At 61.5% G+C, this 6,218-nt stretch carries 5 protein-coding genes; 4 read left to right on the top strand and 1 reads right to left on the bottom strand.

Features of this window, described 5'->3' with window-relative positions; genetic code table 11:
* Window positions 1–222: 222 nt before the first annotated feature.
* Window positions 223–795 carry a hypothetical protein gene (locus ABY403_RS12280; RefSeq protein WP_372841112.1) on the bottom strand — a complete coding sequence of 191 codons (573 nt, stop codon included), beginning with the start codon at window positions 793–795 and terminating at the stop codon, window positions 223–225.
* A gap of 299 nt (window positions 796–1,094) precedes the next feature.
* Between ABY403_RS12280 and ABY403_RS12285 the strand changes: the two genes are divergently transcribed.
* The 4 genes from ABY403_RS12285 to ABY403_RS12300 form a co-directional block, all read left to right on the top strand.
* Entirely contained in the window at window positions 1,095–2,051 is a 957-nt protein-coding gene (locus tag ABY403_RS12285; protein WP_372841113.1) for a sulfide/dihydroorotate dehydrogenase-like FAD/NAD-binding protein, read from the top strand.
* Window positions 2,051–3,559, top strand: a complete 1,509-nt coding sequence (gltA, locus tag ABY403_RS12290) for an NADPH-dependent glutamate synthase (RefSeq protein WP_372841114.1) — start codon at window positions 2,051–2,053, stop codon at window positions 3,557–3,559. The genes ABY403_RS12285 and gltA overlap by 1 nt, the downstream gene beginning before the upstream one ends.
* Window positions 3,560–3,574: 15 nt before the next feature.
* Entirely contained in the window at window positions 3,575–5,476 is a 1,902-nt protein-coding gene (locus ABY403_RS12295) for a 2-oxoacid:acceptor oxidoreductase subunit alpha (RefSeq protein ID WP_372841115.1), read from the top strand.
* Window positions 5,477–5,480: 4 nt separating this feature from the next.
* Window positions 5,481–6,218: thiamine pyrophosphate-dependent enzyme (locus ABY403_RS12300; protein WP_372841116.1), on the top strand; the 738-nt coding region annotated here is incomplete at its 3' end.

The following is a 6,218-nucleotide window of genomic DNA, read 5'->3' on the forward strand; positions in this document are numbered from 1 at the left end:
AAGCCAATCACCCTGCCGATCTGCGGCATACGCAAGCGGCGAGCGACAAGGCCCGCACCAACAATGCCGGGCGGTCCGAACGGATCGCGCCACCCAGCGGCCTTACGCTGCGGCAAAGATCCGCAGCGCGCCATGATTCAAGTCAAAGGTGACTATGAAATACCAGAATTAGCACAGGCGCTGGCGTGCCCCTTTGGCATCCGAACACGTCAGATCATGCGCCTATTTCGCCGCGACATAGTCGAGGTAAGCTGCCACAGCGACCATTTGCGGCAGCGTCAGCAGCACCCCTTCCATCTCTTCAATCTGGCCGACGACCGCGTGCACATCGGCAACCGTCGCACCTGTCAAATCGGGCGCGACAAGGGCGGTCTGGTCATGTCCGTGACAATCCGCGCAGCCGATCTTGCCTTCGGACGATTCGTAAAGCGCCCCGCCCTGCTGTTCCAACGCGGTCATCGGCCGGGACATCGAGACTTGCGAGAGCGATTGCAGATAGGCCGAAACCGCAACCATCTGCGGCAAGCTCAGCGAGAGCGTGCTCATCGCATCAACGCTGGCCAGTGCCGTGTGCACCATCTGCACGGTGCCTCCTTCAATGACCGGCCCGACAAGCGTGGTCTGGTCTTCGCCGTGGCACACTGTGCAAGGCAGCCCTGCCACGCCCGTTTCAAAGATTTCCTTGCCCTGCGCAACAAGGTCCGTGGCTTGCGCGCACCCCGGATACCCCAGCACCAAGGCACCCAGAACCGCCAGAACTCCGCTTGTCGTTGCTGCGCCGAAAGAATGTTTCATCTCGTTCCCCTTGCTGTGCGCCCGACAGATTACCGTAGCTTCTGCCCACTGCGCCCGCGCAAGACCAACTCGCGCAAGCACACCGGAGCGCGCCGACAGCTGGGTTATCGGCCCGAAAAATCTGCACTAATATGATGTATATCAATTACCTCTTTTTTCTGCTGCCCGTTGCTTTTCGGCCTGCCTTCTAAACGTGCAGCCCCTGCGGCTTTCTGCCCAAGCGTTCATCCATTGATGCAGATCAAGGAAGCCTAGACGTATCGGCGTAGGGTCCGGCCAATTCATGCGGGGGGCGTTCTATGACCGACCACAATGACGCAGGTGCAGCCGGGGCGAACCAAAGCGGCCCCGCAGGGGCAAATCCTTACGAAGATATCCGCTCCAAGGGTTTCCCGATCCTCACACGCACCGACTTTTCGGATGTAACCTTTCTGCTCGAGGTCGAGCACCCGGCACTGGCGCGCGCAGCCAAGCCCGGCCAGTTCGTGATCGTCATTCTCGATGACCACGGCGAACGGGTGCCGCTGACCATAGCCGACTTTGACCGCGAGCGCGGCACGGTGACGCTGGTGGTGCAGGCGGTTGGCAAATCGACCCGCGCGATGCAGGCCAACCTGCACGAGGGCGACACACTTTTTGGTCTGGTGGGCCCGATGGGCGTGCCAAGCCATACCTCGGGCGCGAAAAAGGTGATCTGCGTGGGCGGCGGGCTTGGTGTTGCGCCGATCTATCCGCAGGCCCGCGCCTACAAGGAAGCTGGGGCCTATGTCATCGGCGTGGTAGGCTTTCGCAACAAGGACCTCGTGTTCTGGGACGAAAAGTTCCGCGCGGTTTGTGATGAGTTCATCATCTGCACCGACGACGGCTCGGTCGGCATCAAGGGGCTGGTAACGCTTGGCATCACGCAAGCACTTCAGGCGCATGTCGATGTTGACGAAGTGGTGGTGATCGGCCCACCGATCATGATGAAGGGCTGCGTCGAGACGACCCGCCCCTACAAGGTGAAAACCATGGTCAGCCTCAATCCGATCATGGTCGATGGCACGGGCATGTGCGGCGGTTGCCGCGTCAAGGTTGATGACCGTATCCGTTTTGCCTGTGTCGATGGCCCCGACTTTGACGGCCACAAGGTTGACTTCGACGACCTCATGCTGCGGCTCAAGCGCTACAAGGCTGAAGAGCGCGTGGCGCTAGAGCGGTATGACGAAAACTGCCGTCGCACGAAATTGCCGCATGAAACCGAAGGGGTGCGCTGATGGCCCGCAAGACGATCCGCTCGATTCCGCAACAGCGCGCGCTGATGCCGGTGCAGGAACCCGAGATCCGCGCCAAGAACTTCGACGAGGTAGCACTGGGCTTTGATACCGAAAACGCGCTTTTGGAGTGCGAGCGGTGTCTGGTCTGCCCGCAGCCTGCCTGTATCGAGGGATGCCCCGTCAATATCGACATTCCGGGCTTCATCACCCGGATGATCAAGCACGACTATCGCGGCGCTTATAACCTTTTGACCGACTCGACGCTGCTGCCAGCCGTATGTGGCAGGGTTTGCCCGCAGGAAGACCAGTGTGAAGGTGTGTGCCCAGTGGGCGCAGGCGGCACGCTGGAGCCTGTGGCGATTGGCCGGCTGGAACGCTGGCTGGGCGACAAGGCGATTGCCGAGGGCTGGCGCAAAACCAGCCATATCGAACCTCAGCCATTTCGCGTGGGCATCGTAGGCTCTGGCCCGGCGGGCATGGCCTGCGCGGCTGACCTTGCCAAGGCAGGCTGTAAGGTCACGATCTTTGAGGCGCTGCACGAACCGGGTGGCGTTCTGCGCTACGGCATCCCCGAGTTCCGGCTGCCCAATTCGGTCGTCGATGCGGAAATCGGCGCGATCGAGGCGCTTGGGGTCGAAATCAAGTGCAATACGCTGGTCGGGCGGCTGTTCACGATCGAACAGATGCTGGACGAGATGGGCTTTGACGCGGTGTTCATCGGCACTGGCGCAGGCTCGCCCCGCTTCATGGATCTGCCGGGCGAAGGGCTGAACGGCGTGCTTTCGGCCAACGAACTGCTGACCCGTTGCAACCTGATGCGGGCGGGCCAGTTTCCCGCTTTTGACACGCCGCTTGGCCTTGGCAAGCGCGTGGCGGTAATCGGCGCGGGCAACACTGCGATGGACGCGATGCGCGTCAGCATGCGGTTGGGCGCGCAAGAGGTGAACTGCATCTATCGACGCACCGAAACCGAATGCCCCGCGCGCAAGGAAGAACTGCACCACGCGCAAGAAGAAGGCATCGCGTTCCACTGGCTGACCAACCCGGTCGAGATTTTGGGCGATGACAATGGCAACGTGCGCGCGCTGCGCTGCGTGCGCATGGAATTGGGCGAACCCGACACCTCGGGCCGCCGCAGCCCGGTGGCCATCCCCGGCAGCGAGTTCGATTTCGAGGCCGATACGGTGGTCTATGCCATCGGCACCTCGCCCAACCCGATTTTGGGGCAGACCTCCAAGCTCAAGCTCGACAAGCGCGGCTATATCCAGACCGACGCAGACCTCGCCACCTCGCTGGCGGGGGTCTATGCGGGCGGCGACATCGTAACCGGTGCCGCTACGGTCATTCTGGCAATGGGTGCCGGGCGCAAGGCCGCGGCTGGTATCAAACGCTATCTCGGCATCCGCGACAGCGCAGTGGTTTATGCGGCCGAACCGGGTGGGCTTGAGGGCAGCATGTTCGGCATCGCGCAGAACGAGCGCAACTTCACGCATGTGCGACTGATCTAGGAAGGCAGGCAAATCATGGCAACCAAAGCCGGACAGGCAGTGATCGAAGCGCAGGCCGAAACACCCGCGCAGCGCCCTGCGGTGGTGCTGAGTGAACAAATCATCGAAATCGTATCCGACTCGGGCGAGGGCGCGCAGCGCTGCGGCCAAAGTTTTGGTGCCATTGCCGCGCGCTCTGGCAACGGCATCTGGACGGTCGAGATCATCCCCGCCGAAATCCAGCCGCCGCACCGTTCGGTGGCGGGTGCCTCTGGCAACCGGGTGCGCTTTGCTTCGGGGCCAGTCACCAACGGCGGCAATGAGGCCGATCTGGTGGTGGCCTTCAACGAACAGGTGCTGCTAAGCCGCCTGCATGCGGGCGAGATCAAACCCGGCGGCATCATCCTGATCGAAAGCAAATGGAAAACCGACCGCAACCCGGATATCGCAGCCTCTTACACCAAGGTGGTCGCAGACATTCGCGCGCAGGGTTTCCGCGTTTACGAAGTGCCGCTTGAGGTGGAATGCCTGAAGCTCGTGCCCGACCCGCGCAAGGGCAAGAACATGTTCGTGCTAGGTATTCTTTGCGGCATCTACAGCCTTGATGAATCACTCGCCCGCGCGCAAGTGGCGCTGATCTTTGGCAAAAAAGACCAAAAGATCATCGACGCCAATATCGAACTGCTCAACGCCGGGCGCGCATGGGCCGAGGCCAATCTCGATCTGCGCTTCATCGTCCCGGCCAAACGCGCCACCGAACCGCAGGTGGTGATGAACGGCAACTCGGCGCTGGCGCTGGGTGTGGTTGCCTCGGGGATGGAAGTCTGCGCGATGTATCCGATCACGCCGGCCACCTCGACCTCGCATTACCTTAGCAACATCTTCGAAAAGGTCGGATGCGTCGTGCACCAGGCCGAAGATGAAATCGCCGCCTGTGCATTCGCAATCGGCGCAAGCTACGCGGGCAAATGTTCGGTCACCGTGACTTCGGGCCCCGGCCTTTCGCTCAAGCAAGAGGCGCTTGGGCTGGCGGTGATGGCCGAAATCCCGCTGGTGGTGATCAACGTGCAACGCGGCGGCCCCTCGACCGGGTTGCCCACAAAGGTCGAACAGGGCGACCTCATGGCCTCGATCTATGGTGGCCACGGCGATGCGCCCAAAGTGGTAATGGCGGTTTCGACCATCGAGGATTGCTTCTATTCGGTGATTACCGCGCGCAAGATCGCCGAGACCTTCAACATGGTCGTGATCGTGCTGTCGGACGCCAGCCTTGCCACCGCGCAGCAGCCCTTTACGCGGCCCGAGTTCCGCGAAGACTGGCTGGCCCCGCCAGTGAACCAAAGCGCGGTTCCCGAAGATGCGCGCCCCTACGACTGGGACGCGCGCACCGGCATCGCCACGCGTTTCATTCCCGGCCAGCCAAACGGAATGCACTGCCTGACCGGGCTTGCGCATGACCGTGACAGCCACGTGGCCTATGACCCGGAAATCAACGAAGAGGGCCTGCTGAACCGTTCACGCAAGCTGGCCGCGCTGCAAACCACGCTGCGCCTGCCACCGCTATGCGGCGACGATAGCGGCGATATGCTGCTGCTTGGCTGGGGCTCGACCTTGGGCGCAATCGAGGAAGCGGTCACCATTCTGCGCGCCGAAGGGCTTGCGGTTTCATCGCTGCATCTGAAGTTTCTGCAACCGATGGCCTCGGGCATTGGCGATGTGATGAAGCGCTTCAAACACGTGATGACCATCGAAAACAACTGGAACGATCCGCTTTCCGACCCGCTCATCACGCCCGAAAACCGCCGCTATTCGCACCTCGCGCTGCTTTTGCGCTCGCGCTACCTCGTCGATATCGACTGCTGGGGCAACGCGCGCGGCCAGCCGCTGAAACCAACCGCGATTGCCGCAGCTGTCCGCGCCCGCTTGGGAAAGGAGTGACGCCATGACCGAGAACCTCTCCCAATGCATGATGCGCATGGTCGAAACCGACTATAAACTGGCCGATTATCAAAGCGATATTCAGCCGCGCTGGTGCGTCGGCTGTGGTGACACCGCCATTCTGACCGCTATGCAAAAGCTGATGCGTGAAGAACAGTTGGCACCAGAAAAGACCGTTGCGGTTTCGGGTATCGGCTGTTCCAGCCGCTTGCCGCACTATCTGAACGCCTACGGCTTTCACGGCATCCACGGGCGCGCGCTGCCGGTGGCCGAAGGGGTCAAGATCCGCCGCCCCGACCTGAACGTGTTTGTAACCACGGGCGATGGCGACTGCACCTCGATCGGTGCGGCGCATTGGATTCACGCGATCCGTTACAACATGAACATGACCGTGCTTTTGCACGACAACCAGATCTACGGGCTGACCAAAAAGCAAGCCTCCCCAACCTCGCCCGTCGGGCAAAAATCGAACACGACACCGCGCGGGTCACTGCTTTTGCCGCTCAACCCGCTGTCGGTGACGCTGGGTGTCGCCAACGTCTCGTTCGTGGCGCAGGCGGTGGACTGGATTCCGGATCTTTTGTTCGACATTCTGAAAAAAGCCTATCACCACAAGGGCCTGTCGTTCGTGCGCGTGCTGCAACGTTGCCCAGAGTTCATGGAACATCGTTTCGACGCCTTTGTGCGCGACCCCTCGAAGATGCGCATCCTGACCCACGGCAACGGCCTGCGGCTGACGCCC

Origin of the sequence: Phaeovulum sp. (assembly GCF_041596715.1) — a bacterium.
Classification (GTDB): domain Bacteria; phylum Pseudomonadota; class Alphaproteobacteria; order Rhodobacterales; family Rhodobacteraceae; genus UBA6213.

What these genes read in the sequence shown, in the direction of transcription:
- ABY403_RS12285 (WP_372841113.1), top strand. Translation starts at nt 1,095, where the DNA reads ATGACCGACCACAATGACGCAGGTGCAGCCGGGGCGAACCAAAGCGGC.
- gltA (WP_372841114.1), top strand. Translation starts at nt 2,051, where the DNA reads ATGGCCCGCAAGACGATCCGCTCGATTCCGCAACAGCGCGCGCTGATG.
- ABY403_RS12295 (WP_372841115.1), top strand. Translation starts at nt 3,575, where the DNA reads ATGGCAACCAAAGCCGGACAGGCAGTGATCGAAGCGCAGGCCGAAACA.
- ABY403_RS12280 (WP_372841112.1), bottom strand. Translation starts at nt 795, where the DNA reads ATGAAACATTCTTTCGGCGCAGCAACGACAAGCGGAGTTCTGGCGGTT.